This is a genomic window from Micromonospora sp. NPDC048063, assembly GCF_043202855.1.
Taxonomy (GTDB): domain Bacteria; phylum Actinomycetota; class Actinomycetes; order Mycobacteriales; family Micromonosporaceae; genus Micromonospora.
Window position 1 is genome coordinate 11,979 of the sequence record NZ_JBIDBG010000017.1, and the last position, 26,234, is coordinate 38,212.

A 26,234-nucleotide genomic window follows, 5' to 3' on the forward strand; every position below is an offset into this window, starting at 1 on the left:
TCACGACGCGCGTCTGGCGGCTGCCGGGCGGGCGCTCGCCGTGCTCAGCAGCGTATCCGTGGTGCCAGCCGGACGTCGGCGGGGCCGGCGCGGTCCAGGTAGGTCGACTCGGCGAAGGCCAGGAAGCGTTCCGCGTCGGCCGCGGTCGAGGCCAGACCGAAGGAGACGCGTACCGCTCCGCCGGTCGGCAGCCGCAGCGCGGCGAGATGCTCGTCGATCGTGCCGGCGTGGGCGAGGTTCGTACGGCGCAGCGAGCGGCGGCTGATCCCGAAGGCGGCCTCGGCCGCGCCCGGGTTGCAGAAGCAGCCCGTACGCAGGGCGAAGCCGGCCGCCGACGATTCGAGCGCGACGAGCCGCTCGTCGACCAGCGAGCCGTCCGGGTAGCGGAAGTTGAACGCCACGGTGCCGCCCCGGGCGTCGCCCGTCGACGGCCCGTAGACGTGGACGAGCGGCCGGCCGTTGCGGTGTCGCAAGGCGGTCAGCCGCTCCAGCAGCCACCCGGTGAGCAGGCCGACCCGGGTGTGGACGAGGTCAACGCCGATCGAGTCGAGCCAGCGCAGCCCGAACTCCACGTCGGGGAGGCTGAGGAAGTTCAGCGTGCCGTCCTCGAACCCCGACTCGTCCCCCATCGGCTGGTGCCAGTCGCCCTGCACGCTGACCGCCCGGACGGTGCCACCGGCGAACCAGGGTCGGCGCAGTCGGGCCAGCGCCTCGCGCCGGGCCAACAGCGCCCCCACCCCGGTGGGGTAGCCGAAGAGCTTGTACCAGCTCAGGCAGACGAAGTCCGGCTGCACGACGCTCAGGTCCAGCCGGTTCGTCGGGGCGAAGGCCGCGGCGTCGAGCAGCACGTCGTAGCCGCGCTGCCGGGCCAGTTCCACCCACCCGAGCGGATGCTGCACGCCGGTGAAGTTGCTCTGTGCCGGGTAGGCGAAGAGCCCGGCGGGGCCGGACCTGCCCCGCCGGCCACGACCGCCCGGCCCGCCTCGGCCGGCGGCCAGCGCGGCGATCACGTCGGACTCGGCCACCCGCAGGTCGGGCCTGGCCAGCGGCACGTAGCGGACCGGCGCGCGGGCCGCGCGGGCGTACTCCCGGACGCCGTTGACGGAGTTGTGGTTGTCCCAGGTCAGCACGAGCGGGCGGCCGCGGCCGAAGACGTACGCCTCGCCCACCAGGCGGCAGGCGCCACTGGCGTTCGGGGTGAAGACGACCACGTACTCGCCGGGGTCGGCGCGAAAGAAGTCGAGCACCGCGCGTCGGGCCGAGGCGAGCAGCGCGCCGGTCGCCTCGGAGGTGGGGTTCTCCGAGTGCGGATTGCCGTACGGGCCGGCGAGCAACCGGTCGTGGTGGGCGGTGACCTGTGCCCGGGCGGCCACCCCGGCCCCCGTGTAGTCGAGGTAGACGCGTCCGTCGCGGTCGAGGTGCCGATACTCGGTGGCGCGTAGCTCGTCGATCCGGGCGGTGCTCGCGTACGCGGCGGTCGCGGCGACGCGCACGCCGGCCGGCGCCGGGGACCCGTGCCGCTCAGCCATGAGGTGGAGTGTGGTCGGACCGGCCCAGAGCGCGCCTGTCGAGTTTGCCGTTGGGCAGGGTGGGCAGCCGCTCCATCCGCTCGAAGGCGGTGGGTACGGCCACGGCGGGCAGCCTGTCGAGCAGGTGCGCGCGCAGGGTCCGCTGAGGCACCGGTTCGGCGCAGACCACGTACGCGACGCCCTGGTAGGGGACGGCGACGCCGGCGAGGAGCACCGCCGGGTGGGACATCAGGGCGTGCTCGATCTCGGCCGGTTCGATGCGCATCCCGCCGACCTTGAGCTGCTCGTCGACGCGCCCGTGGTAGCGGAGCAGGCCGTCGGCGCCCAGGCTGACCCGGTCGCCGGTGCGGTAGGCCGGTCCCCCGGACACCACCCCGGGCGAGGAGATGCACAGCTCGCCGTCGTCGATGGAGATCGTGGTGCCGGGGATCGGCCGGCCGATGGGGACCGGGTCCTCGCCCGGCGCGCACCTGTGCACGGTGCTCCAGACGGTGCACTCGGTGGGACCGTACTCGTTGTAGAGCGTCGCGTGGGGCATCCGCTCGTGGTGCAGGTCGACCAGGCCGGGCGGGCAGCTCTCCCCCGCCACGATCACGGTGGTCAGGCTGGGCACCGGCGAGCGCAGCACCAGCCGGTACAGGGACGGCACCATCAGGGTGTGGGTGGGCCGGTGCACGGTGCCGGCCCGGACCAGCGCCCGCACGTCGAACGGCCGGTCGCTCGGGATGACCAGTGTGCCCCCGGTGCACAGCGTCCAGTAGATGCCCGCCACGGAGCTGTCGAACGAGATGGACGAGCACAGCAGGAACCGCTGCGGCGCACGACCGTAGTACTCCAGCCGGGCGCCGGTCGAGTAGCTCAGCGCCGCCCGCGACACCGTGACCGCCTTCGGCACGCCGGTCGAACCGCTGGTGAACAGCGTGTACGCGTCGGGTCCGTCCCGCCAGCCGGAGCGGGCCGGGCGCAGCGACGCCAGCAGGCTCTCGGTGAGTGTCACCCGGGCACCGCTGCCCGCGGCCATCAGCTCGCGGCGCGCCGCCGGGAAGGCCGCGTCGACGGGGACGTAACGTGCTCCCGCCCGCAGTACGCCGAGCATGGCCACGACGGCCCAGCACGACAGCCGGGTGTGCACGACCACCGGCTCCCCGGCGGCCACGCCCCGCTGCTGGAGATGGAGGGCGACCGCACCGGACAGGCCGTCCAGGTCCGCGTACGTCAGGGCCTGCTCGGGATCCGTCACGGCCGGCGTCTCCCGGCGGGAGCGCAGCTGAGCGGCCAGCGCCTCGGTGATCATCGTCGCCCGGCCACGACCGGCATCCGCTTGATCCCGCCCAGCCAGGTCGACCGTACGCGCTCGACCTCGCCGGCCGGCTCGAAGGACGCGAAGGTGGCGAAGAGTTCCTCGAAGAAGACGCGCAACGTCAGTCTGGCGACGGCCGCTCCCAGGCAGTAGTGCCGCCCGTCCCCGAAGGCCAGGTGCCGGTTCGGGTGGCGGTCCGGGTCCAGCGTGTCGGGGTCGGGGAAGACGGTCTCGTCGCGGTTCGCCGACCCGAGCCACACCACGACGGCGTCGCCCGCCGCGACGCGTACGCCGCCGACGGTGGTGTCCCGTGTCGCCAGCCGCATGAAGTGCCCGGCGGGAGAGGTGAACCGCAGCGCCTCCTCCACCGCGCGGCCGACCCGCTCGGGCCGCTGGGCCCACTGCTCGTAGCGGTCGGTACGGATCAGCTCGGCCAGGGCCGCGCGGGGCACGTGCGGGATGGCGGCGCTGCCGCCGAGGAGCAGGCTGTAGCAGTTGGCGACGATCGCTCCGGGGCGCAGCGGCATGGCCCCCAGCAGGTCCACCAGGTCTCCGCGTGGGCGCCGACGGTGTTCGAGCACCAGGTGGAGCAGGTAGGCGAAAAGTTCCCGGTGCCCGCGGTCGAGGGTCGCCGACGGGCCGTCGGGCAGCGCGACATCCGGGTCGTGCTCGGCCACCGACATGGACACCCACCGGGCCAGGTCGGGCCAGTCCGCGGCGGGAATGCCCATCAGCGGCCCCAGGAAGGCCAGCGGCAGGGCGGAGGTGAGCTCGGCGAAGTCCAGGGTCCCGGCGGCGGGGCGGAGCAGCTGCCGGACGAAGGACCGGATGGCCGGCGCGTGCCGCGCCACCGCACGCGCGGTCATCTGCCGTTGCAGCGGCCCCCGGATGAGGCCGTGCCGCGGCGGGTCGGTCGCCGCGAACTGCTGGTTCTGCGCCGGCTCCGCCCGGCCGAGCATGGTGAGCATCACCCCACCGGTGGAGGTGAACCTGGCGTGGTCGGCCAGGACGGTCCTGGCGTCGGCGTAGCGGGTGACCGCCCAGAAGCCCGGCCTGCCCTCGACCGGCTGCCAGCCGACGGGATCCCACCGGCGCAGCGTCCGCCAGGCGGCGTGCGGGTCGCCGACGCCGTGCAGGGCGGGGTCGGCGAGGTCGATCCGGCCCGGTGGCCGGGTCCGGAGGCAGGGCGGGGTCCTCATGCGGCCAGCACCTCGTCGACCAGTTCGGCGATGGTCGGCTTGAGGAACAGCACCGCGGCGTCGACCTCGACGCCGAGCTGCTCGTAGAGGTCCATCAGCAGGTCGGCGGCGAGCAGCGAGTCGCCGCCGAGGGCGAAGAAGTCGTCCTCGACGCCCACCGGCGTGACGTTCAGCTTCTCGCTCCAGAGCCGGGTCAGCATCGACTCAAGCTCGCTCCGCGTCGGCACGGACATCCTCCCAACTGTCGATGAATCGCCGGGTCAGGGCCTGCATCTCGGCCTCCCGGTAGGAGCGGCGGTACCGCAGGCAGGCGGTGTAGCCTCCGCCCGCGCCCGGCTCGAGCCAGAACGCCAGCCCGTTGACGGGCAGCACCGGCCCGCCCAGCCCGAGCCCGGCCGGGATCGTCAGCGGCTCGATCCCGGCGCCGTCGGGCACCTGGATGACCTCGAACTGGGCCAGAGCCGGTCCGCCGTCGGCGAACAGCGCGTCGGCCTGCGGCACCGCGTCCAGCAGCACCGGAAACGGAATCTCGTGGGCGTACGCCTCGGCGAACGCGCGGTGCACCGCGCCCACCGTCGGCGTGCCGAGCCGCACCGGCAGCACGTTCATGTACAGCCCCACGGTGTCCCAGTCGGACCGCTGCCGGCCGTGGGTCAGCACCGGGACGACCGCCTCGCCCGGGCACAGCGGGCCGAGGGCCCGCGCGAACGCGGTGAGCAGGACGACGAATGGCGTGCTGCGCACGGTCCGGGCGACCGCTGCCGCCTGCTGCTGGGTGATGCCGCTCGGCGTCCTGATCTCGGCCGTGCCGGTGTCGCCGCCGGGGTCCGAGGCCAGGGTCGGCACGTCGGCCAGCATCCGGCGCCAGAACGGCAGGGACCGGTTCATCCGCCTGGGCGCGGGGGAGGACACGCTGGCGCGGTAGGCGGGGGCCGGGCCGGTCCCTGGTTTCATCACCTCGCGGAGCAGCAGCCGCATGGACCACGGGTCGGAGACGGTGTGGTGCGCCACGAGAAGCAACTCGCGGCCGGCCAGGTACGCCCAGAGCAGGCACCGCGCGTCGGGCGGGTACCGGCCGGCGGCGGCCGCCGCCCACACGTCGTCGACCGTTCGCAGCGGCACCGGCCCCTTACCGAGTACGGGATGCCGGGCCAGGAGCGCGTCCAGGGCCCGGCGCAGGGCTGCCGGGTCGGGCTCGGCGGGCAGCCGTGCCCCGCCCAGCGCGACGAACCGGTCGGTGTCCGCCGGCCCGCCCGCCCAGGACAGAATGTGCTGCGCGTACGGCTGGTCATCCACCTCGTACACCTCCCATGGCCTTTCCGGCCGGGTCGACCGGCGACCGCCCGTGCGGCGCCGAGAGTCTCGGCGGCGGCTGCCCGCCGTCCGGCGTGCCGGCCTCTTCCGGCAGGTCGCGCCACCGCCGCAGCGGCGAGAGGTAGAGCAACAGACCGGACGCCCACACTCCGGCGGCGGCGATCCACAGCGTCGGGCGCACCCCCAGCCAACTGCCCAGCAGTCCGCCCGTCAGGGCGCCGACCGGCATCACCCCGAAGATCACCCACCGGACCGACGCGGTCATCCTGCCCAGCAGGTCCGGCGGGCAGACCCGCTGCCGGTAGCTGACCGCCGCCGCGTTGTAGATGGCGAACACCGCGCCCAGCCCCGCCATGCCGGCCGTGTAGGCGATCGCACCCCAACCGGGCTGGGCGAGCGGTACGAGCAGCACCGTCCAGCCGAGCCCCAGTGGGGCGATCCAGATGACCCGGGCCGTGCCCACCAGGCGCGCCAGCCGCGCGGAGACCAGGCCGCCGCCGATCCCGCCCAGCGTGGTGAGCGCCAACACCACACCGACCATGTGCTCGCTCAGGTGGAGGTCACGCACGAGGTACAGGACCGCCAGCGCGAAGATCATCTGGCTGAAGAGGTTGAGCGACGCCGAGGCCGCCACCAGTCTGGGCATGATCGGGTGGCGGAACACGAAGGAGAGCCCGGCGCCCAGCTCCCGGCGGAAGTTCCGGCGCCGCGCCACGGCCGGCGGTTGCTCTGGACGGCGGAGCAGCATGAGGGACACGGCGTTGACCACGTAGGCGAGCGCGTCGATGCCCGCGGTACGCGCCACGCCCAGCGCCGACACGAGTACGCTGCCCACGCCGTATCCGGCAATTCGCGAGACCGAGTACGTGGTCGTCAGCTTGCCGTTGGCGTCAAGTAGCTGGTTGCCGGCGACGACCGACGGCAGGAAGCTCTGGTGCGCGGTCTCGTACAGCACGGTGCAGACGCTGGACAGCAGCGCCACGATCCACAGCTGCGCCATCGTGACCCAGCCGGCCCACGCGCCGATGGCGACGGTGGCCACCAGCCCGGCCCGCACGAGGTGACAGGCCACCATGACCCGTCGTTTGCGCATCCGGTCCACCCACACCCCGGCGGGCAGGGAGAGGAACAGGTAGGCGATCATCCGGGTGGCGCCGAGGACGCCGACCTCGACGGCGGAGGCGTCCAGCACGGTGACGGCCAGCAGCGGAATGGCCAGCATCGAGACGGCGTCGCCCACCTCGCTGAGAGTCCGGCCCGACCACAACACCATGAAGTCACGGTGCCGCCACAGACTGTCGCTCATGCCGGGTCCTCGACCGCGCGCAGCAGGAGGTCGGTCATGGTGGTCAGGAAGCGTTCCACCTCGGCGCGCCCGTACCCGCTGCGCATCACCCGCATGGTGAGCTGCACGCAGGGGTGCACCCAGGCGATCAGGTAGAAGCTGGCCCCGCTGTAGGCGCGGGGCGGAAGGAACTCAACACGCCGGGGCGTCACCTCGGACGGCGCGGGGTCGGCGTCGGCGGGGGCCGGGATGAAGGTGAAGAAGCTGCCGTGGTCGAAGTCCATGGGCGCGACGGCGAACGGGTCGTACACGCCGTGCTGCATGGCGCGCACCGCCGCGACGTTGACCTCGCGGGCCATCGGGCGCAGCGGCCCGTCGGGGTCGCAGGCGGCGAGCATGGGCACCCACTGGGTCATCGACGACACCAGGTGCCGCACCGCGCGGTCCATCCGGTTCGCGGCCAACTGCCACAGCAGTTGGTCCGTCCGGCCGGTGGTCGCGGCCAGCGCCTGCGCGTAGACGGTGAGCAGCAGGGTGGGCACGGTGACCTGCAGGCGCCGCGCCGCGTGGCGAACCGCGCCGTACGGGATGCCGGTGTGCGCGCGAGCCCGCACCAGGGAACCCCGGGACACCGGAACCCGCGGTGCGGCGGCGACGATCCGCCGGCGGTACTCGCCGGCCGCGGTCAGCCTGGCCCGGAAGTCGTCGGCGCGCTGGAGTTCGGCCACCTCGCGGGGCGCGGGGGCGTCGGCGAGGCGGTCACCGCGCAGCAGGGCGCGCAGGTCGGATTCCAGGATCCGCACGGCGGCGCCGTCGGCCGCGAGGTGGTGGATCACCAGATGGACCCGCGGCGGTCCACCGTCGTCGGAATCACGCACCCAGGCCCGCCAGGCCGGCTGGGCGGCCAGGTCGAACGGCTCCCGTACGGACGCCTCGGCGAAGCGCACGAGCGGGTCGCGCAGGACCACCTGCCGCACGGCGTCGGGCTCGTCCGCCGGCCGGTAGACGGTGCGCAGCGACTCGTGCCGCACCGCCAGCGCGGTGAGCGCCCGACGTACCTGCTCCTCGGTGGTTCCGGCCGGAACCGGCCAGACCACGTCCTGGTTGGACTCCCAGAGTTGCTCCGGAGGGCGCACCGAGAGGGCTCGCCACATGGAGAGCTGACCCATGGTGAGCGGGTGGCCACCCTGACCGCGCATGACTCCTCCAGCGTCGAGGGGGGGTGGGTGGTCACCCGCGGTGACCACCCACCGTGGTTCACGGATCTCAGGCAGTGCAGTCGTCCTTCCGCATCGCCCGCACCTCCTTTCGTGAGAGCGGTCGGCTTCCTCCGGCGGTGAGGTCGGAGCCGGAGGCACGTCGCCGACGTGATGGAACGTCAGGGTCAGGTCCAGCTGACGCCACGCTTGCGGACGCTGCGCATGCGCTTCTCCTCTCCCTTCGTGGCGGCCCCGTGCCCGCCCGTGATCTCAGCGTCGGCCGCCGCCCGCCTCGGCGGTAGGGCTGTCGGCGGTCGAGGTCGTTCGGCATTGTTCGACCGGGATCTCGAACGGCGTCGGCGTGCAGGCAGACCGCCGCGGCCACAGCGGCACGAGGGCGAGGACCGCCGCCGCGCCCGACAGTCCGCTGAACCCGATCACCGTGGTCGCCGGCCACCGGTCCGCGGCCACACCCGCCATGACCATCGCCGCCCCCTGGAGCCCGCTCAGACCGGTGATGGCCACCCCGAACGCGCGTCCCCGGTACTGCGTCGGCACGGCCCGGCCGAACAACGCGTTCAGCGGAATGGCGAAGGCGCTCGCGGTGCCGGCCAGCACCAACAGCAGAAGGACGACCCACAGTGGAGGGACGAGCCAGACCGCCGCCAGCACCCCGGCGGAGAGCGCGGCCAGGGGCAGGATCAGTCGTGGCCGGGCCGCCGGCGGACAAAGCCGGGTGAGGGCGACCCCGCCGAGGGCCATCCCCGTCGGCGCCGCCGCCAGCAACAGCCCGACGGTGCCGGCGCCGCCTCCGTACTGTCGGGCCAGCGGCGCCATCAGTCCTTCGGCGGCGTAGGTGAAGGCGCTGGCTGCCCACAGGACGAGGACGTAGGCGCGCAGCCGGGGATCGGTGAAGATCACCCGCAGGCCGGCCGCCCGGCCGCGGCGGGCCGGGCGGCCGGGCGGCTGGGGCGCGGGGCGGGAACGAACGCCGATCATGATCAGAAGGGCGGAGACGAGGAACGTGCCGGCGTCCGCCAGCAGCGCACCGCGCAGCGACAGCAGCGCCACCAGGCTCCCCCCGACGGCGAAGCCGAGCACCTGCACGACCTGGGCGCAGATGTTGTCCACGCCGTTCGCCACCGCGTAACGGTCACCGTCGAGCACTTCGGGCATCAGCGCCGCCCTCGCGGCCACGAACGGCGGCCGCATCAGGTTGACCGCGAACAGCAGCGCCACCAGGGCGGGCGCGGGGAGGTCCGGCAGCGCCGCCGCCGGGACGAGCGCCGCCCGGGCAAGGTCGCACGCGACCAGGATCCGCCGCCGGGGGAACCGGTCGGCGAGGCCGGACAGTAGCGGCCCGCCCGCGAGCCAGGCGAGGTAGGAACTGGCGTAGGCGGCCGCCGCCAGCGCGGCCGAACCGGTGCCGGTGTAGACGAGGTACGCCACGGTCACGGCCGTGAGCTGGTCACCCGCCAGGGACAGCAGGTACGCCACGAACAGGTAGCGGTACTCGCGCACCGCGAACACCTCGGCGTACGTCGCGGCGCGCTCGGTCACTCCGCCCCCGTCCTGTCCCACCGCCGGCTGCCCTCAGGGCACTGGGTCCAGAACGTATCCACGCCTGCGCCGTCGGGGCCGGGGCCAGGCGTTCGGGGATGTTCGGATCCGTACGGGTGGGCTCGGGCGGCCGGCGGGCTCCGCTCGTGATCACGCGATCGCACCTGGCGCACTCACGGGCGGCGTGTCTGCGTGGGGAATGGCCCGACCGTGTCGATTGCGTCGAACAGAGCCCCACTGCCGCTGCGGTGTCCCCACGATGGGAACGACATGGTTGGACTCGACAGCGAGATGGGTGGGCGAGATGAGGCGTCGACGGAGCAGGAAGGTGCGCTGATGCAGGCGGCGGCGATGTCCGTGGCCGCGGTGGTGACGGCGGCGGTCGTCGTACCAGCCGCACGCCGCCACGATGACGCACATCCCGTACCGGGGTCAGACCCGTGCTGCTACACGCATTCGCCGGCCATGATGGTGGGAGCCGACGCGCCGGAGCCGGCAGTGCTCGAACCCGTGACCGGCAGCCCGTTCGGCACGCAGCGCGCTCCTTCTTCACCTTCGCCAGGACCGCAACCGCCAGCGACGCGCATCTCGACATCACGGTGCCGGATGTGCACGCGGCGTGCCGGAGGCGCTGGCCGCTAGTCGACGGCTGCCTCGCCGAGACCGGCCTCGCGATCACTGGCCACACCCCGACCCCGCACCGAAAGCCTCAGGAAGCGTTGCGATACAGGTCCCGTCTCTCGGGCAACTGCTCGAGGCCGGCCGACTGGTAGGTGGCGACGGCGGCGACGTTGGAGCTCGGGGTGCACACGTCCACGCTGGACGAGCCCAGATCCTGCAGTGCGCGCGCCGCGGCGACCGTGATCGCTCGGCCGTAACCGTGACCGCGGCGTGCCCGGTGCACCCCCATCGGCTCGATCAGCCCTGGCCTGCCCTCACCCGCCGACCAGACCGTCACGGCCGCCACCGCCTCGCCCTGCTCATTACGAACGACCAGGCACCGCGCGTCGACATACGGCGCACCTGCCGCCATCGCGGGCCAGCGCTCGTCGGTGACGCGCCATCCAGCAGCCCGACCGCCACAACCTCCCCAGCCCGACTCCAAGTCCGCGTGGCCTCCGCCGTCCGCTCCGCCCCGAACCGCCAGAACCACCCCACATCCCCCGGATGCAACTGCACAAGCCCTCGGTCGTACTGAACGTGGACATCCGCACCGACGCCGACGCGGACAAGCGACTGCCGCTCGGCCGGCAACTGCTGCGCCGCCTCGGCGCCATGCCCGCCGCCTGACCGTCCCTCACTGGTTACCCAGCGGCGGCGGCCCGTGGCCGGCTGGTCGGAGCGACCGACCTTCACCGGAACGTCAAGCAAAGTCAACGCCCGGTACGCGTAGCGCGGCTGGTCCGGCCCTAGGTTCGGCGACCATGAACCGATCGCCCATCAACCACGCCGTACGCGTCGCAACCGCGCTCTCCCTTGTCGCTGCCGGCGCTGTCGCCGGAGCAGCGCTCACGACCGGCCGGCAGGCACCTGCCGCCCTCGCCGTCGCCGCCAGCGGCGTAGGCGCTCCTCCCCCGGCGCTCCTCTATGGCGGGCCGGGTCGGGGTGGCGGCACGCCGGCCGAGCGCGCCTACCACGACATCCTCGACCACGGTCCGAAGGCCAAGATCCTCACCGCCGCGCACCGCGGCCAGTGGCGTGACGCCCCGGAGAACTCCCTGCCCGCGATCGCTGCTGCCTACGAGGACGGCGCTGAGATCGCCGAGATCGACGTGCGGCTGACCAGGGACGGCGTCCCCGTGCTCATGCACGACACCACCGTCGACCGCACGACGAACGGAACCGGCGCCGTCGCCGACCTCACTCTCGCCCAGGTCAAGGCGCTCCGCCTGAAGCAGGGCCTCGGCGGCGCTCAGGCGGCGGTCACCGACGAGCGGGTTCCGACTCTCGCCGAGGCCATGGAGGTTGCGAAGACGCGTGGTCTCGTCAATCTCGACAAGGGCTGGCCGTTCCGCGAGGAGATCTGGAAGGTGCTCGTCGAGACCGGGACGGTCCGCAACGGGCTCTACAAGAGCGCTGCGCCGGTGGCTGAGGTCCAGCGGTTCCTGGCCGGCCACGAAGGCGCGCTCTACCTGCACATGATCGGCGACGCCAATCTCGCCGACGTCGAGGCGTTCGGCGGCGACCAGCCGGTCGGCTACGAGGTCAACTTCGACAGTCAGTACGACGTCGTGGCACGCCAACCGTTCCTCGACCGGCTGGCGGCGAGCAGCAGGGTCTGGGTCAACTCGATGTGGAACGGCCTGGCGGACCACTTCACCGATGAGGCCTCGCTCATCGATCCTCGTCGCGGCTGGGAGGGGCTGGTCACCAGCTTCGGCGCCACCGTCATCCAGACCGACGACGTCGAGAAGCTCGAGCGGTGGCTGCAGACCGGCGACGGCGACCCGCTGCCGAAGGGTAGCGTCCGGGTCCAGGCCGAGGACTTCCTTCCGGGCGAGGGCGTGGGCTACCACGACCTCGACGCCGGTAACCGCGGCGGGCTGGCGATGCGCCCCGGCGAGGACGTGGACATCAGTGACGCCGACGGCAACGTGCGGCTCTCGTGGCTGCGCGGCGGCGAGTGGCTGACGTACGCCATCGAGGTGCCTCGCAGCGGCAGGTACGCCGTTTCGGCACGGGTGTCCTCGCCGTACTCTCCGGCCGGCGCGTACACGCTGTCGTTCGACGGAGGCCCGGAGAGCGAACGGGTGGCGGTCCTGAACACCACGAGCCACAACAAGCAGGTGCTCCAGCCCAGTGGCGTCGTCCAGGAACTCGCGGCCGGCCACCACACCGTGCGGGTGAGCCTGCCGGCCGACGCCTACCAGAACTGGAACCTCGACTACCTCCAGTTCGACCCGGTCCGCCCCTGAACGAGTGTTGTGACACCTGGACGTGATCTTCGCTGACGTAGTCAGCGAAGATCACGTCTGTGTCGCTTCGGCCGCTGCGGTGTCCCCGTCGGCTGGTCATCGACACGATCCTGTACGTGCTGCGTACGGGTACCGCGTGGCGGCGCGCACCGCATGACCTCGTGCCGTGGGACGTGGCCTACCGGTGTTTCGTTGCTGGAGCGCCGACGGCACGTGCTTGACTGAGGTGTCGGTGCCGGAGCAAGGAGGCGGTGGCAGGTGAGCTTCGAGGTGCGGGGCCTGCCCGACGCCCGCCGGTGTGAGCCGTACCGCCCACGCGGTCCGTGGCCGGCTCGCCGCAGGCGGAGCGTCGCGGGCGCGACGGCTCTCGCCCTGGCCCTGCTGGCCGGCGCAGCCGGTTGCGCCGGGAGCGAGCGCCCGCAGCCCCCGCCGACCGACGGCCCGTCGGCCACCGCCGCCACCGCCGCGGCGCCCTCGCCGGCCGCGCCGGCGGTCGAGACCCGCGACGACCTGGCGAGCCTGTTCCGGCAGGCCGGCCTCCAGGGCACCTTCGTCCTGTACGACGTGACGGCGGCGCGCGTCGTCATGGTGGACCGCGCCCGGGCCGAGCGCCGGTTCATCCCGGCCTCGACGTTCAAGGTCCCGCACAGCTTGATCGCGCTCGAGACCGGCGTGGTGCGCGACGAGCACGAGAAGGTCCCGTACGGCGGCCGGCCCCAGCGCGTCGCGGCCTGGGAGCGGGACATGGGGCTGCGTGACGCGGTCCGGGTGTCCAACGTGCCGGTTTTCCAGGAACTGGCCCGGCGGATCGGGCCGGAGCGGGAGCGGGAGTGGCTGCGCCGACTCGGCTACGGCAACGGCGAGGTCGGCGCCGCGGTGGACCAGTTCTGGCTACGCGGGCCGCTGACGATCTCGGCCGACGAGCAGGCGCGGTGGCTGGCCCGGTTGGCCCAGGGCGAACTGCCGGCCGGCCGGGGGCACCAGGCGACCGTCCGGGACATCCTGCGCCTGGAACGCACCGCCACGCACACCCTGTACGCCAAGACCGGCCAGACGGACGCCACCGAGCCGGGCACCGGGTGGTGGGTCGGCTGGGTCGAGCGCGGCGACCGGCTGTACTGCTTCGCGCTGAACGTGGACATCCGCACCGACGCCGATGCCGACAAGCGGCTGCCGCTCGGCCGGCAACTGTTGCACCGCCTCGGCGCCCTGCCCGCCGCCTGACCGTCCCCACAGCGGGCACCGGAGAAGCGCTCGTGGATTGGCTTCAGCTTGCCGGACAGACCTTGCCATCGACTACCGTCAGGACCATGCTCCCCTTGCATGTCACCACGTGGGACGCGCCCCACGCACGCGACGACCAGGTCATCCTGATCCACGGCACGATGACATGGGGACTCGCCGCCTTCGCGGCGCAGCAGCCGCTCGCCGGTCACCGACGGATCTTGGTGGTCGACCGGCGCGGCTTCGGCGCCAGTCCGGACACCGAGCAGAGCGACTACGACGTCGACGCCGACGACATCGTCGGGCTGATGGATCGGCCCACTCACCTCGTGGGTCACTCGTACGGCGGCGTGGTCGCGCTCCTCGCCGCGGTTCGCCGCCCGGAGTTGCTGCGGTCGCTGGCGTTGATCGAGCCATCGGCGCTGGCGGTTGCGGCCGACCATCCAGTCGTGGCCGCCGCGCTGAGGAACAACCGGCGGTACGTGGCGGCCGCGCGATCGATGTCGGCGGAGGAATACCTCCTCGCCGCGTACGGCGCCGATCAGCCCGTGCCCGAGCCCTGGGAGTTCGCGGTGCGGGCTGCGGGGACCGCCCTGCGGGAACGGCCGTGTTGGGAGGCTGACCTGCCAGTCGACGCGCTCCGGTCGCACGACTGCCCCAAGTTGGTGCTCGCCGGAACCTGGGAAACCGCGCAGCCGGACTACCGGTCCAGCGTCGGCGAGGCGCTGATCGTCACCGCCGGCATCGTGGCGAGCCGGATCGGCGCCCGTCTCCATCGGGTGTCGGGGGCGGACCATGCACCGCATCAGCAGCGCCCGGAGCAGGTCAACCGCCTGCTACTGCAACTGTGGGACGAGGCAGACATCGCTGCCTCAGCCCGTAGCGGCGGTGGTGGGCAGGTGCCCCAGACCGGCGGCCGCCGCATCGACGACTGACCCCGGCCGCGGGTGCACCGCCGGCACCGGGCCCCGCGGTGCCGTTCACGGTCGAGCGTGAGGCCGGACCGGCCGCGCGTACACCAGGGAGGAACGCGGATGGTCGAACTGCCCGACGACCTGCCGGTCGTCGAACGCAGCGCGGTGCGGCTGGTGGTGCTCGACGGCGACGGCCGGGTGCTGCTGTTCCACACCCGCGACCCGGACCATCCCCGCCTGGGCACCTGGTGGGAGCTGCCCGGCGGCGGGATGGACCCCGGCGAGACGTACCTGGACACGGCGGTGCGCGAGTTGCGCGAGGAGACCGGCATCGTGGCCGACCCCGCGCAGATCGGTCCGCCCACCTGGCGGCGCCGGGCCAGCTTCGTGCACCGGCAGTGGCGGCACCTCCAGGACGAGGTGATCGCCCCGGTACGGCTGAACGGCCCCGGGCCGGACGTGGACGAGGCGCACCGGCTCGACTACGAGGTGGAGGACTACTTCGGGTTCCGGTGGTGGCCAATCGCCGAGGTGGTGGGCAGCGGCGAACGGTTCTACCCGGGCCAGCTTCCCCGGCTGCTGACCCCCTTCCTCGCCGGCGAGGAGATCGACGAACCGTTCGAGTTCTGGTCGTGACCGCACCGGAGACCGGTCGGCCGACGGTGGTGACGAGCGCCCGACCAGCGGGCACAGTGGAGCGGTGACGATCGACATCCGCACTTCCCTGGCCCGCTACGCCGACCGCCTGCACGCCGTGATCGGCGACGGGCACCACGTCGCCTCCCCGCTGGGCGCGTGGTTGCTGCTGGCGCTCGCCGCGCCAGCGACCACGGACGCGACCCGCACGGCGCTGGAGGAGGCGCTCGGCACGGACGCGAAGACGGCCGCCGAGGCGGCCCGCGCCCTGCTGGAGGCACCGCACCCGCTGGTGCCGTCGGCGACCGCGTTCTGGCACCGGCCGGGGTCCGGGACCGCCGGGCTCGACGGGTGGCGGGCGACCCTGCCCGGGCCGACCGCCACCGGGCCGCTGCCGGAGCAGGCCGGGCTCGACGCGTGGGCCCGCGAGAACACGCTCGACCTCATCGACGCGTTCCCGTTGACGGTCACGCCGGAGGTGCTGCTGATCCTGGCCAGCGCCCTCGCCACCCGGGTCTCCTGGATGGACCCGTTCGAGGTCGCGCCCGCCGACGCCCTCGGCCCGGGCAGCGCCTGGGCCGGCCGGCTGGGCCGGGCGCTGCGCACCCCGGAGTACGGCCACCGGTGCTGGATCGCGGACACCGCGCGGGCCGGCACCGTCGCCGTGCACGCCGCCGCCGCCCGGCCGGCGCGGACCGCCGACCGTGTGGCCGGGCTGCTGGTGGTCTCGGTCGCCGCCGCGTCCGACGTGCCCGCCGGGGACGTCCTGGCCGCCGCCCACGAGGTCGCGGCGGTCGCCGCCGCCACGCCGGAGGACCACCTGCCGGCGTCCCGGCGTTCCCTGTACGACCTTCCGCTGGGCGACGCTCCGCTGTGGACGCTGCGGGAGGAGCCGGGCGAGACGTTCGCGCCGGGCGGCCGGGAGGAGCGGGCGACGGCGGTGCTGCCCTGCTGGTCGGCGGAGAGCCGGCACGTTCTGACGGCACCTGAGCTGGGCTTTCCCGCCGTCGCGCGGGTGTTCGGCGAGCTGCTGGGCGCCGCGGGGCTGGGGTTCGAGGTGGCGCAGGCCGCGATGGCCCGCTACGGCCGGTACGGCTTCGAGGCGGCCGCGGTCACCGGCTTCGCCACGCTCGAGAGCCTGCCGCCGGAGGGGACCGTCCGGATCGCCGAGCTGCGCTTCGGCCACCCGTACGCCGTGGTGGCGGTCGCCACCGACGGTCGGGCCGGTGGCGGCGCGGCCGGCCCGTGGGACGGGGTGCCGGTCTTCTCGGCCTGGGTCGCCGACCCTGAGGACGTGCCCGAGGCCGACCTCGCCGACCGGTACGACGGCGAGTGAGCCCCCGGGGGCCCGTCAACCGGGCCCCCGGGGAACGACTCACACCCCTACCGGCACCTTCTCCTCGGCGCGCTCGGCGGCACGGGCGGCGAGCCGCTTCTCCCGCTCCTGCGCGCCGATCAGGTCGTCGGGCAGCGAGTCCGGCACCTCGATGTCGAACCGGCGCAGCAGCCGGATCGCGAAGCCGCCGAGGGTGATCAGCACCAGCGCCGCGCCGAAGCAGACGTACGCGAAGCCGATGCCGCGGCCCGGACCGGTGCCGATCACCGCGCCCACCGACCCGGCGAGCGACCCGCCCGGGGCGAGCATCGGCTCGAACAGGGCGGTCGCGCCGGGGGCGAGCAGCGCGAACCCGATCGGCAGGGTCGACCAGGAGATGGTCTGGTTGAGGCTGAACACCCGGCCGTGGAAGCGCTGCGGCACCTTCACCTGGACGATGGTGGCGTAGATCGACTGCGCCGTGGTCATCGCCATCGCCAGCCAGAACGCGCCGACGCAGATCATCGCCACCGAGGCGTCCAGGCCGATCAGCATGCAGCCGACCGCCGTGCCGAGGTTGCCGATCAGCACGCCGATCATCCGTCGGTGCCGGGGGCCGCCCCAGAGCGACATGAGCACGCCGCCGGCGACTGCGCCGAGCGCCTCGGCGAGGGCCACCTGGGCCACCTGCGTCGCGGTGCCGAAGGAGAGCACGAGCGGCGTGGTGAGCACCAGGGCGGGCGCCAGGAAGATGTTGCCCAGCGCGAAGTAGCCGAGCATCAACCGGAAGCCCCGGTGCTGCCAGGAGTAGCGCATGCCGTTGGCGATGGCCACCAGCAGCCGCTCCTTGGGCCGCCACCCGAGCAGGTCGGGGAAGCGGACCACGGCCAGGGTCAGCACCGCCACCACGTAGCTCGCCACGTCGATGAGCAGGATGCCCTTGAGCTCGATGGCGGCCAGCAGGCCGGCCGCGAAGACCGGCATCAGCAGCATGGCGAAGCCGTTGGTGAGCTGGGTGATGCCCATCGCGTGGCCGAGGTAGCGCTTCGGCACGAGCTGCGGCACCGCCGACTGGAACGCGATGCGCTGGAACGACCCGGCGACCTGGCTCAACGCCACCAGCAGGTAGATGTTCCACAGCTGAAGGTTGTCGGTCCAGAGCAGCGCGGCCAGCACCAGCTGGATCGAGCCGGCGCTGCTGCTGGCGATCATCATGATCTTCCGACGGCTGACCCGGTCGGTGATCGCCCCGGCGATCGGCAGCATCAGCACGCCGCAGATCAGGGCGAGCGCCCAGAGCAGCCCGAGGTTGGCCACCGAGCCGGTCTGCGTGAACAGCCAGATCGGCAGGGCGAACGCGGTCAGCGCCGACCCGGTGGTGGAGACCAGCTGCCCTGCGGTGACCGCCACGAACCTGGCCATGGACGGCTTGACCACCGTCTTCTCCGGCCGGTCGTCGACGCCGATGCGCTGGTGGTCGGCGACCCACCAGCCGGCGTCCTCGCCCCGGGCGGCCGGGGTGAGAGCCGAGACGTCGCCGGCCACGATCGCCGGGTGGACCCGGGTGACGATCTCAGCCAGTTCCTCGGCGCGGTACTTCAGGAAGAAGTGCCCGGCCTGGTCGAGCACCACCAGGCCGAGGGTGTCGCTGAGGAACTGCCACTCGGCGTACCGCTCGGTGTGGTAGTCGGTGACCGGGTCCTCCGAGCCGACCACCGAGACGATCGGCACGCGCAGCTTGGCCGCCTGCCGGTCCAGCAGGCCGGTGAAGTACTCCTCCGAGGCCCGGGAGTCGGCCCGCATGTTGCTGATGATCCGGTCCGCCTGCTCCGGGTCCAGTTCGTCGGTGTCGACGCCCATCGACTTGAGCCAGCTCGCGTAGTGCCGGTTGCTGCGCAGCTGCTCCATCCGGTTGCGCAGGGTGGCGAACGCGCCCTTCGGGCGGGCGAACGGGAACATCGCCCCGATGTAGAGCGCCTCCAGGTTCCGCCCGGCCGCCTCGACCTTGCGGGCCACCTCGGCGACGATGGCGCTGCCGACGCCGCAGTGGCCGTACAGGGCGATCGGCCCCTCGACGCGTTCCAGGATCTCCTCGGCGACCCGGCTGGTCAGCTCGTCGAACGGCAGGCCGTCCTCGCTGAGGCCGACGTCGTGGCCGGGGATGGCGAGGGACCACAGCGCGTGCCCGGCCGGCAGCGCGTCGGCGAGCGGCTGGTAGACGATCGCGCTGCCGCCGCCGTAGGGGACGCAGACGTACGACAGCACGCGCTTGGCCGCCGGGATCGGCTTGGTCAGCTCGTAGAGCAGCCGGCGCGGCCCGTCGGCCTCGGCGCTGCCGGACATGAAGGCGGCCAGCTCGCGGATGGTCCGCTGCTGGAACAGGTCCATCACGCCGACCGGCCGGCCGCCGTGTTCCGCCTTGCGGATCTTCGCCACGACCTGGGTGGCGAGCATCGAGTGCCCGCCGAGGTCGAAGAAGTCGTCGTCGATGCCGAGCGTGTCGACGCCGAGCACCTCCGACCAGATCCCGGCCAGCAGCCGCTCGGTGTCGTCGCGCGGCTCCACCAACGCCACGGACGCCTCGCGGGTGACCACCGGCGCGGGCAGCGCCCGGCGGTCGAGCTTGCCGTTCGGCGACAGCGGCAGCGCGTCGAGGGTGACGAACGCGCTCGGCACCATGTACTCGGGCAGCGTCTCCTTCAGCGCCGACTTCAGCGTGGCGTGCTCCGCCCCGCCGACCACGTACGCGGTCAGCCGCTTGTCGCCGGGGCTGTCCTCGCGGACGATCACCGCCGCCTCGGCCACGCCCGGCTGCTCGCGCAGCGCGCTCTCGATCTCGCCCAGTTCGATCCGCAGGCCGCGCAGCTTGACCTGGTGGTCGATGCGGCCGAGGAACTCGATGACCCCGCCCGTGCCGCCCGGGGCGGTCCGCCAGCGGGCGAGGTCGCCGGTGCGGTACAGCCGCGCGCCCGGCTCACCGGAGAACGGGTCCGGCACGAACCGCTCGGCGGTCAGCGCCGGCCGGCGGTGGTAGCCGCGGGCCAGCCCGACCCCGCCGATGTGCAGCTCGCCGGCCACCCCGACCGGGCACTCCTCGCCGCGCTCGTCGAGCACGTGCAGCCGCAGGTTGGCGATCGGCCCGCCGATCGGCACGCTGGTCAGCCCGGCCAGCAGGGCCGGGTCGCAGTGCCACGAGCTGACGTCGATGGCCGCCTCGGTCGGGCCGTACAGGTTGTGCAGCCCGCACCACGGCAGCCGGGCGGTGAAGTCCAGCGCCGAGGCCAGCGGCAGTTCCTCGCCCGAGCAGATCACCCGGCGCAACGCCGTCGCCGCCTCGACGCCGTCCTCGGCGAGGAAGACGGTCAGCATCGACGGGACGAAGTGGGCGGTGGTCACCCGCTCGGCGACCAGCAGGTCGCGCAGGTAGCCGGCGTCCTTGTGCCCGCCGGGCTTGGCGACGACCAGCCGGGCGCCCTCGCGCAGCGGCCAGAAGAACTCCCACACCGACACGTCGAAGCTGGCCGGGGTCTTCTGCAGCACGGCGTCGTCGGCGCCGAGCCCGTAGGTCTTCTGCATCCAGTCGAGCCGGTTGACGATGCCCCGGTGGGTGTTCGGCACCCCCTTCGGGCGGCCCGTGGAGCCCGAGGTGTAGATGACGTACGCCAGGTGCCCGGGGTCGACGACCGGCGCGGGGTCGTCCGCCGGCTGGTCGGCCCACACCCGCTCGTCGTCGAGGGCGAGGACCGTGGCGCCCGTGTCCGGCAGCACGTCACGCAGGTGTTCCTGGACCAGCACCACCGGCGCGGCCGCGTCGGTGACCATGAAGGACAGCCGGTCGGCCGGGTACTCCGGATCCAGCGGGAGGTAGGCCCCGCCGGCCTTGAGCACGCCGAGCAGCCCGGCGACCAGCTCCACCGAGCGCTCCGCGCAGACCCCGACCAGGGTCTCCGGGCCCACGCCGGCGGCGCGCAGCCGGTGCGCGACCCGGTTGGCGGCGGCGTTCAGCTCGGCGTACGTGACGCTGCGGCCCTCGAAGGTGACGGCCACCGCGTCGGGGGTGCGGGCGGCCCGCTCCTCGATCGGCCCGTGCAGCGTCTGCGCGGCCGGGAAGTCGGCGGCGGTGTCGTTCCACCCCGCCAGCAGGTCCCGCTCGTCGGCGGGGAGCAGGTCCAGCGCGGAGATCGGGGTGTCGGGGGCGGCCACCACCGCGCGCAGCAGGGTGCTGAACCGCTGCGCCACCCGCTCCACCGTGTCGCGGGTGAACAGGTCGGTGTTGAAGACCAGCTTGCCGTAGAGCCCGTCGAGGATCTCCACCGCGTGGAACTCGAAGTCGAACCGGGTGGCCCGCAGCTCCATCGGCGTCCAGTTGAAGGTGACGTCGGTGGCGTCGGAGACCTCGTTGAACCGGCCGATCTCGTAGTTCTGCAGCACGAACATCGCCTGGAAAACCGGGGAGCGGCTCACGTCGCGGGGCAGGCCCAGCTCGTGCACCACCCTGGCGAACGGCACCTCGCCGTGCTCCAGCCCGTCCAGCACGCTGCGCCGGGTGCGCTCCAGCAGCTCGGCGAAGGTCGGGTCGCCGGCCAGCTCGGCCCGCAGCGGCAGCATGTTGATGAACATGCCGACGACGTTCTCCAGCTCCGGCGCGGAGCGGCCGGCCACGGACGCCCCGACGGCGAAGTCGTCCTGGCCGGCGTGCCGGGCCAGCAGCACCTGGTACGCCGCGAGCAGCGTCATGAACAGGGTGCCGCCGTAGGAGCGGGTGAGCGCGTTCAGCCCGTCGGCGGCGGCCCGGTCCAGCCGGAACTCGACGAAGTCGCCGGCGTAGGTCTGGGTGGCCGGGCGGGGCAGGTCCAGCGGGAGTTCCAGCGGGGTGATGCCGGCCAGCCGCTGGTTCCAGTAGTCGAGGTGTCCGCGGGCCTGCGGCCCGTCCAGCTCTTGGGCCTCCCAGTGGGCGAAGTCGCCGTACTGGATCGGCAGGGCCGGCAGCTCCCCGCCGCGGTAGAGGGTGATGAGGTCCCGCAGCAGCACGTCGACCGACCAGCCGTCGCCGATGATGTGGTGCTTGCCGAGGAACAGCACGTGGTCCTCGTCGGCCAGCCGGATCAGCAGGGCGCGCAGCAGCGGGCCCTCGGCCAGGTCGAACGGCTCGGCGGCGGCGGCGTCCACCAGCGCCTGCGCGGCGGCCTCGTCGGGGGCGTCCACGATGGTCAGCGGCACCTCGACGGAGTCCGCGACCACCACGGTGGGTCGGCCGTCGGCGTCGGCCGGGAACCGGGTGCGCAGCGACTCGTGCCGCCGGCTCAGGTCGGCCAGCGCCCGACGCAGCGCCGCGACGTCGATCGGCCCGCGCACCCGCAGCGGCACCGCGATGTGGTACGCCGCCTCGCCCGGAGCGAGCTGGTCCATGAACCAGACCCGCTCCTGGGCGTACGACAGCGGCACCTCTGCGTCCGGCGGACGCGGGGTGATCCGGGCGGTGGGCGTGGCGGCCTGCCGCTTGCGCAGGCGCTGCGCGATGAGCGCCTGGCGGGCCGCGTCCCGCGCCGGGTCCTTCACGTCGGTCATCAGGGAGTGTCCTTCTCCGCCGCGAGCAGCGCGGCGACCTCGGCTTCGGAGAGCTCGTCGAGTTCGGCGGCGATCCGCTGCTCGATCTGGGCGGCCAGGTCGGCCACCACCGGGGTGCTGAACAGCGCCCGCATCGGCAGGTCCACGTCCACCTCGGCCCGGATCCGGGCCATCGCCCGCATGCCGCGCAGCGAGTTGCCGCCCAGGGCGAAGAAGTCGTCCAGCGCGCCGACCTTGTCCACCTGGAGGATGTCGGCGTACACCTCGGCGACGAGCGCCTCGGCGTCGGTGCGCGGGGCGACGAACGCGTCGGCGGCCGGGGCGACGGCCGGGGCGGGGAGCGCCGCGGCGTCCAGCTTGCCGTTCGGCGTCAGCGGCAGCGCGTCGAGGCGGACGAACGCCGCCGGCACCAGGTGCGCCGGCAACTCCCGGGCCAGGTCGGCCGCGAGCGCCGCCTCGTCGGCCGCGCCGACGACGTAACCGACCAGGGTCGGCTCGCCGGAGTCGATGCGTACCACCACGGCCGCCTCGCGGACGTCCGGCCGGGCCAGCAGGGCCGACTCGATCTCGCCCAGCTCGATCCGCATGCCACGGATCTTGACCTGGTTGTCGCGGCGGCCGAGGTAGTCCAGCGTGCCGTCGGCCCGCCAGCGGGCCAGGTCGCCGGTGCGGTACATCCGCTGCCCCGGCGGCCCGTACGGGCAGGGCAGGAAACGCTCGGCGGTGAGGCCGGGCCGGCGCAGGTAGCCCCGGGCCAGCTGGTCACCGGCGACGTACAGCTCACCGGCCACGCCCGGCGGGACCGGGTTCAGCGCGGCGTCGAGCAGGTACACCCGGGTGTTCCAGGTGGGCCGGCCGATCGACACCGCCCCGGCGGGCAGCTCCTCCCCCGGCGCGACGCGGGCGGCCACGCAGCCGACCGTCGCCTCGGTCGGGCCGTACTCGTTGATCACGGCGACGCCCGGGTGGGCGGCCCGCCAGTCGGCGAGCTGCTCCGCGGTCAGCGCCTCGCCGCCGATGACCAGGTCGGTCGTCGGCGACAGCTCGGCGTCGAGCAGCGGCAGGTGGCTGGGCGTGACCTTGAGGAACGCCGGCCGGTCGCCGACGCGGGCCGCGGCCTCGTCGATGGCGGCGAGCCGAACGGTGCCGCCGGCGGTGAGCGGGCCGAGCAGGCCGGTTACGGTCAGGTCGAACGACACCGGCGAGTGCAGCAGCGCCGTGCCGGCCAGCCCCGGGTAGGTGTCCCGGGCCCACGCCAGGTAGGCGGTGACCGCCCGGTGCTCCACCACCACGCCCTTCGGGCGGCCGGTGGAGCCGGAGGTGTAGAGGACGTACGCGGGGTGCCCGGGACGCAGCGGGGCGACCCGGTCGGCGTCGGTCAGGTCGGCGTCGTCGCCGTCGAGCGGCCCGTCGAGCACCAGCGCGCCGGCGGGCACCAGCCCGGCGGTCTCGGGCGTGGCGAGCACGAGCGCCGGCTCGGAGTCCGCCAGCAGGTAGGCGATCCGCCCGGCCGGGTAGCCGGTGTCCACCGGCACGTACGCGGCGCCGGACTTGAGCACCGCGAGGATCGCCACCACCAGCTCCGCGGAGCGGGGCAGGGCCAGCGCGACCCGGGCCTCCGGTCCGGCACCCCGCGCCACCAGGACGCGCGCCAGGCGGTTCGCGGCGGCGTTCAGCTCGGCGTACGTCAGCGTGACGCCGTCGCGGACCAGGGCGATGGCGGTCGGGGTGGCCGCCGCCTGCCGCTCGAACTCGGCGACCAGGGTGGACGCCGGCACCTCGTGCGCGGTCTCGTTCCAGCCTGACAGCACCTGGTGCCGCTCGGCGTCGTCGAGCAGCGGCAGGGCGGAGATCCGCTGGGCCGGGTCGGCGACGGCCGCGGCGAGCAGCCGGACGTACCGGGCGACGACCGCCTCGGCGGTGGCCCGGTCGAACAGCGCGGTGCGGTAGACCAGCCGACTGGGGCCGGTGGTGATGTCGAACGCCAGGTCGTCCTTGGTGGTGCCGAGCTCCACCGCGTCGAGCCCCGAGTCCGGGATGAAGTTCAGCGCGGTCTGGAAGATCGGCTGCACCGACGGGTCCCGCTGCGGGGCGATCGACTCGACGATCTTCTGGAACGGGGTCGAACCGTGCTCCATCGCGTCGACCAGCCCGCCGCGCACCCGGCCCAGCAGCTCGGCGAAGGTGGGGTCGCCGGTCAGGTCGCAGCGCAGCGCGACCGGGTTGACGAACATGCCGATCAGCGGGGCCACCTCGGCGGTGTCCCGGCCGGCGGTGGAGACGCCCACCACCACGTCGTCGTCGCCGGAGATCCGGGACAGCAACGCGGTGAACGCGGCGAGCAGCACCATGTACGGGGTGGCGGCGGAGCCGGCGGCGAGCTGGCCGACCCGGTCGAGCAGGCCGTCGGGCAGGTCGAAGCGCACCTCGTCGCCGGCGAAGCCGAGCTGCGCGGGGCGCGGCCGGTCCAGCGGCAGGGCGGTCACCGGCGGCGCGCCGGCCAGGTGGTTCCGCCAGAATCCGAGCTGCCGGTCCAGTTCCGCGCCGGTGAGCTGGTCGCGCTGCCAGACCGCGAAGTCGGCGTACTGGATGGGCAGCTCGGGCACGTCGGCAGGCGCGCCGGTCAGCGCGGCCCGGCTGAACGCGGCCAGCTCGTTGGTGAACACCACCGCCGAGTGGCTGTCGAAGACCGCGTGGTGCGCCACGAACAGCAGCGCGACCTCGTCGTCGGCGAGCCGGACCAGCCGGGCCCGCCACGGCGGCGGCGCGTCCAGCGGGATCGGCGTGCGGGCCAGCCCGCCCAGCAGCGCCGCCACCTTCTCGTCGCGCTCCGGCCCGGCGAGGCCGCGCAGGTCGTCGACCGGCAGCGCGACCGGCTCGGCAGCGCGGACCACCTGGGTGAGGGTGCCGTCGTCCATCCGCAGGTGGGTGCGGAGGGACTCGTGCCGGGCGACGACCTGGCCGAACACGTCGTTGGCCTGCTCCGGGGTGATCCCGGCGGCGAAGCGCCACGGGTTGGAGACGTTGTAGACCGGCGAGTCGGTGTCGAGTTGGTTGGCCATCCAGACCCGCTCCTGGGCGTAGGAGGCCGGGAAGGTCCACTCCTTCGGGGTACTCATGCGCCAGCCTCCCGTACCGAACGCGGGCGCATGTCCGTCCAGACGGTGTCGATGTGCGCGAGGCACTCCTCACGGGTGCCGGCGAAGCCGGCCTCGTGCCAGCCCGCCGGGAGGTCGCGGTCGGCCGACCAGATCGAGTACTGCTCCTCGTCGTTGCGAACGACCAGGAATCGGGCTTCGGCCATCACTTCTCTCCAGCGCTCTCGGGGGTGTGCGGTTCGGCCATCGCGACGGCGATCTTGCGGGGGCCGGTGAACGGCTCCCGCCCGTGCGCGGCGGTCATGTTGTCCACCACCAGCACGTCGTCGCGCTGGTAGTCGAAGCGGACGCTGGCGGCCCGGTACGCGGCCCGCAGGTGGTCCATGACGTCGGCGGGGATCTCGCCGCCGTCGCCGTAGTAGGTGTTCGACGGCAGCCCCTCGGGGCCGAACATGGCCAGCAGCCCCTCCTGGTAGTCCTTCGGGAGGGTGCTCAGGTGGAAGAACGTGGCGTGGTTGAACCAGCGGGGGGTGTCCGAGCCGGGCCGGTGGTGCACCACGTCACGGACCGCGCGGGTACGCAGCCCGTCCTTGCCGAGCCACTCCAGCTCGATCCGGTTCGCCGCCGCGTACGCCTCGACCTCGGCGCGGTCGTCGGTGTTGAACACGTGCTGCCACGGGGTGCCGAAGTCGCCGTGGAAGTTGCGCACCAGCATCCAGCGGCGGCGGACGAACTCCTCGCGGACCGCCGGGTCGATCTCGGCGTACACCCGGCGCACGTCGGCGAGCGGGGTCGCGCCCTGCGTCAGCGGCGGGGTAATGCAGTAGAAGAACAGCGTCAGTGGCCAACGGGCCTGGTACGAGTTCTCGTTGTGCAGGAAGATCTCCTCGTCCGGCGGGTAGTCGGTCGAGGTGTAGACCCGGCCGGCGATGGCGTGCCGGGGAGACGAGCGCTCGGTGTAGACGAGTGGCTCGCCGGCCAGCGCCCGCACCACCCGGTCGAAGCCCTCGACGCCGCCGACGTCGAACCCGCGGAACAGCAGCCCGCCGTGCTCCACGAGGCTCGCGCGCAGCTCCGCGCGGCGGGCGGCGATCAGCTCGGTCAGCTCCCGGCCGTCGTTCTCGACGACCACCGGCAGCGTGGCGATCGTGTCGCTCATTGCTTCCTCACTCCTGTTG

At 73.5% G+C, this 26,234-nt stretch carries 20 protein-coding genes; 7 read left to right on the forward strand and 13 right to left on the reverse strand.

Annotation, left to right across the window (positions count from 1 at the left end; all coding sequences use genetic code 11):
* Window positions 1-44 precede the first annotated feature (44 nt).
* From ACGFZ2_RS28270 to ACGFZ2_RS28310, 9 genes are all read right to left on the reverse strand, one after another.
* The gene (locus tag ACGFZ2_RS28270; RefSeq protein WP_393267928.1) at window positions 45-1,529 is read right to left on the reverse strand and encodes an aminotransferase class V-fold PLP-dependent enzyme; all 1,485 of its coding nucleotides are present in this window, start codon (window positions 1,527-1,529) and stop codon (window positions 45-47) included.
* Window positions 1,522-2,823, reverse strand: a complete 1,302-nt coding sequence (locus ACGFZ2_RS28275) for an amino acid adenylation domain-containing protein (protein ID WP_393267925.1) — start codon at window positions 2,821-2,823, stop codon at window positions 1,522-1,524. The genes ACGFZ2_RS28270 and ACGFZ2_RS28275 overlap by 8 nt, the downstream gene beginning before the upstream one ends.
* Entirely contained in the window at window positions 2,820-4,028 is a 1,209-nt protein-coding gene (locus tag ACGFZ2_RS28280; protein WP_393267922.1) for a cytochrome P450, read from the reverse strand. Before ACGFZ2_RS28280 ends, ACGFZ2_RS28275 begins: the two co-directional genes overlap by 4 nt.
* On the reverse strand, window positions 4,025-4,261 hold the full coding sequence (locus ACGFZ2_RS28285) for a phosphopantetheine-binding protein (RefSeq protein ID WP_350708107.1): 237 nt from the start codon (window positions 4,259-4,261) through the stop codon (window positions 4,025-4,027). Before ACGFZ2_RS28285 ends, ACGFZ2_RS28280 begins: the two co-directional genes overlap by 4 nt.
* Window positions 4,233-5,324: a hypothetical protein gene (locus tag ACGFZ2_RS28290; protein WP_393458703.1), complete on the reverse strand. Its 1,092-nt coding sequence runs from the start codon at window positions 5,322-5,324 to the stop codon at window positions 4,233-4,235. Before ACGFZ2_RS28290 ends, ACGFZ2_RS28285 begins: the two co-directional genes overlap by 29 nt.
* Entirely contained in the window at window positions 5,317-6,648 is a 1,332-nt protein-coding gene (locus tag ACGFZ2_RS28295; RefSeq protein ID WP_393458706.1) for an MFS transporter, read from the reverse strand. The genes ACGFZ2_RS28290 and ACGFZ2_RS28295 overlap by 8 nt, the downstream gene beginning before the upstream one ends.
* Window positions 6,645-7,826, reverse strand: coding sequence for a hypothetical protein (locus ACGFZ2_RS28300; RefSeq protein WP_393267915.1), 1,182 nt, complete (start codon window positions 7,824-7,826; stop codon window positions 6,645-6,647). The genes ACGFZ2_RS28295 and ACGFZ2_RS28300 overlap by 4 nt, the downstream gene beginning before the upstream one ends.
* Window positions 7,827-8,096: 270 nt before the next feature.
* Complete coding sequence (locus tag ACGFZ2_RS28305) at window positions 8,097-9,386, reverse strand: MFS transporter (RefSeq protein ID WP_393267913.1); 1,290 nt, start codon at window positions 9,384-9,386, stop codon at window positions 8,097-8,099.
* Window positions 9,387-10,095: 709 nt separating this feature from the next.
* A complete protein-coding gene (locus ACGFZ2_RS28310; protein WP_393267910.1) occupies window positions 10,096-10,419 on the reverse strand; it encodes a GNAT family N-acetyltransferase in 324 nt (107 codons plus the stop codon).
* A 134-nt stretch (window positions 10,420-10,553) separates the two neighbouring features.
* Between ACGFZ2_RS28310 and ACGFZ2_RS28315 the strand changes: the two genes are divergently transcribed.
* The 7 genes from ACGFZ2_RS28315 (at window position 10,554) to ACGFZ2_RS28345 (ending at window position 16,411) form a co-directional block, all read left to right on the forward strand.
* Complete coding sequence (locus ACGFZ2_RS28315) at window positions 10,554-10,676, forward strand: hypothetical protein (protein WP_393267907.1); 123 nt, start codon at window positions 10,554-10,556, stop codon at window positions 10,674-10,676.
* 134 nt (window positions 10,677-10,810) lie between these two features.
* Complete coding sequence (locus ACGFZ2_RS28320) at window positions 10,811-12,301, forward strand: glycerophosphodiester phosphodiesterase family protein (protein WP_393458709.1); 1,491 nt, start codon at window positions 10,811-10,813, stop codon at window positions 12,299-12,301.
* Between the two features lie 59 nt (window positions 12,302-12,360).
* On the forward strand, window positions 12,361-12,522 hold the full coding sequence (locus ACGFZ2_RS28325) for a transposase (protein ID WP_393458712.1): 162 nt from the start codon (window positions 12,361-12,363) through the stop codon (window positions 12,520-12,522).
* Window positions 12,523-12,559: 37 nt separating this feature from the next.
* Window positions 12,560-13,525, forward strand: coding sequence for a class D beta-lactamase (gene blaOXA, locus ACGFZ2_RS28330; protein ID WP_393458715.1), 966 nt, complete (start codon window positions 12,560-12,562; stop codon window positions 13,523-13,525).
* A 32-nt stretch (window positions 13,526-13,557) separates the two neighbouring features.
* Window positions 13,558-14,460, forward strand: coding sequence for an alpha/beta fold hydrolase (locus ACGFZ2_RS28335; protein WP_393458718.1), 903 nt, complete (start codon window positions 13,558-13,560; stop codon window positions 14,458-14,460).
* 99 nt (window positions 14,461-14,559) lie between these two features.
* Complete coding sequence (locus tag ACGFZ2_RS28340) at window positions 14,560-15,075, forward strand: NUDIX hydrolase (RefSeq protein WP_393458721.1); 516 nt, start codon at window positions 14,560-14,562, stop codon at window positions 15,073-15,075.
* A gap of 64 nt (window positions 15,076-15,139) precedes the next feature.
* Entirely contained in the window at window positions 15,140-16,411 is a 1,272-nt protein-coding gene (locus ACGFZ2_RS28345; RefSeq protein ID WP_393458724.1) for a hypothetical protein, read from the forward strand.
* 39 nt (window positions 16,412-16,450) lie between these two features.
* On the opposite strand, the gene ACGFZ2_RS28350 is transcribed toward ACGFZ2_RS28345, so the two are convergent.
* The 4 genes from ACGFZ2_RS28350 to ACGFZ2_RS28365 are packed head-to-tail and all read right to left on the reverse strand — an operon-like array spanning window position 16,451 to window position 26,215.
* Window positions 16,451-21,958 carry an amino acid adenylation domain-containing protein gene (locus ACGFZ2_RS28350; RefSeq protein WP_393458727.1) on the reverse strand — a complete coding sequence of 1,836 codons (5,508 nt, stop codon included), beginning with the start codon at window positions 21,956-21,958 and terminating at the stop codon, window positions 16,451-16,453.
* Entirely contained in the window at window positions 21,958-25,077 is a 3,120-nt protein-coding gene (locus ACGFZ2_RS28355; protein WP_393458730.1) for an amino acid adenylation domain-containing protein, read from the reverse strand. The genes ACGFZ2_RS28350 and ACGFZ2_RS28355 overlap by 1 nt, the downstream gene beginning before the upstream one ends.
* Window positions 25,074-25,262: an MbtH family protein gene (locus tag ACGFZ2_RS28360; protein WP_393458733.1), complete on the reverse strand. Its 189-nt coding sequence runs from the start codon at window positions 25,260-25,262 to the stop codon at window positions 25,074-25,076. Before ACGFZ2_RS28360 ends, ACGFZ2_RS28355 begins: the two co-directional genes overlap by 4 nt.
* Window positions 25,262-26,215: a TauD/TfdA family dioxygenase gene (locus ACGFZ2_RS28365; RefSeq protein ID WP_393267892.1), complete on the reverse strand. Its 954-nt coding sequence runs from the start codon at window positions 26,213-26,215 to the stop codon at window positions 25,262-25,264. Before ACGFZ2_RS28365 ends, ACGFZ2_RS28360 begins: the two co-directional genes overlap by 1 nt.
* Between the last annotated feature and the right edge of the window lie 19 nt (window positions 26,216-26,234).

Bases quoted from the DNA above. Each gene is read 5' to 3' on its own strand.
- ACGFZ2_RS28270 (WP_393267928.1), bottom strand. From the start codon at position 1,529: ATGGCTGAGCGGCACGGGTCCCCGGCGCCGGCCGGCGTGCGCGTCGCC.
- ACGFZ2_RS28275 (WP_393267925.1), bottom strand. From the start codon at position 2,823: ATGATCACCGAGGCGCTGGCCGCTCAGCTGCGCTCCCGCCGGGAGACG.
- ACGFZ2_RS28280 (WP_393267922.1), bottom strand. From the start codon at position 4,028: ATGAGGACCCCGCCCTGCCTCCGGACCCGGCCACCGGGCCGGATCGAC.
- ACGFZ2_RS28285 (WP_350708107.1), bottom strand. From the start codon at position 4,261: ATGTCCGTGCCGACGCGGAGCGAGCTTGAGTCGATGCTGACCCGGCTC.
- ACGFZ2_RS28295 (WP_393458706.1), bottom strand. From the start codon at position 6,648: ATGAGCGACAGTCTGTGGCGGCACCGTGACTTCATGGTGTTGTGGTCG.
- ACGFZ2_RS28300 (WP_393267915.1), bottom strand. From the start codon at position 7,826: ATGCGCGGTCAGGGTGGCCACCCGCTCACCATGGGTCAGCTCTCCATG.
- ACGFZ2_RS28310 (WP_393267910.1), bottom strand. From the start codon at position 10,419: ATGGCGGCAGGTGCGCCGTATGTCGACGCGCGGTGCCTGGTCGTTCGT.
- ACGFZ2_RS28315 (WP_393267907.1), top strand. From the start codon at position 10,554: ATGCAACTGCACAAGCCCTCGGTCGTACTGAACGTGGACATCCGCACC.
- ACGFZ2_RS28320 (WP_393458709.1), top strand. From the start codon at position 10,811: ATGAACCGATCGCCCATCAACCACGCCGTACGCGTCGCAACCGCGCTC.
- ACGFZ2_RS28340 (WP_393458721.1), top strand. From the start codon at position 14,560: ATGGTCGAACTGCCCGACGACCTGCCGGTCGTCGAACGCAGCGCGGTG.
- ACGFZ2_RS28350 (WP_393458727.1), bottom strand. From the start codon at position 21,958: ATGACCGACGTGAAGGACCCGGCGCGGGACGCGGCCCGCCAGGCGCTC.
- ACGFZ2_RS28355 (WP_393458730.1), bottom strand. From the start codon at position 25,077: ATGAGTACCCCGAAGGAGTGGACCTTCCCGGCCTCCTACGCCCAGGAG.
- ACGFZ2_RS28360 (WP_393458733.1), bottom strand. From the start codon at position 25,262: ATGGCCGAAGCCCGATTCCTGGTCGTTCGCAACGACGAGGAGCAGTAC.
- ACGFZ2_RS28365 (WP_393267892.1), bottom strand. From the start codon at position 26,215: ATGAGCGACACGATCGCCACGCTGCCGGTGGTCGTCGAGAACGACGGC.